Annotated in this window: 1 protein-coding gene; it reads left to right on the top strand. The window is 62.8% G+C overall.

Annotated features, from left to right (window positions below; all coding sequences use genetic code 11):
• Window positions 1-401: beta-ketoacyl synthase N-terminal-like domain-containing protein (locus LCF57_RS14600; RefSeq protein ID WP_226001342.1), on the top strand; the 401-nt coding region annotated here is incomplete at both ends.

Genomic DNA, 401 nt, shown 5'->3' with positions numbered 1-401 from the left:
CACTCCCCGGGGTGCTTAAAATGGACGGGGCTGACCGAGCGGGTACAAGCCCTGCCAGAGCGGGTACAAGCCCTGCCGCCGCATGCGGCACAGGGGAATTTCGATCACGAACTCCCTGTACTGGCTTCACGGAAGGCCGGCAGAAGGAAGGCACGCAGCTTTACTGCCGGAGCGCCCGCCGCTGCCGCGCGGGAGCCTGTGGCGATTATAGGGATCAGCGGACGCTATCCCAAGGCCGGAAGCCTGCAGGAATATTGGGACAATCTGCGGCGGGGACAAGACTGCATCACGGAAATTCCGGAGGAACGCTGGTCCAAGGAAGGGTTCTTCCAGCCGGACCCCCAGGAGGCGGCAGCGCAGGGGAAAAGCTACAGCAAGTGGGGCGGCTTTATAGACGGATT

The sequence above is a fragment of the Paenibacillus sp. BJ-4 genome, from assembly GCF_020404765.1.
GTDB lineage: Bacteria > Bacillota > Bacilli > Paenibacillales > Paenibacillaceae > Paenibacillus.
The sequence above is the reverse complement of the archived record's forward strand: the minus strand, read 5'-3'. Positions and strand labels throughout refer to the sequence as shown.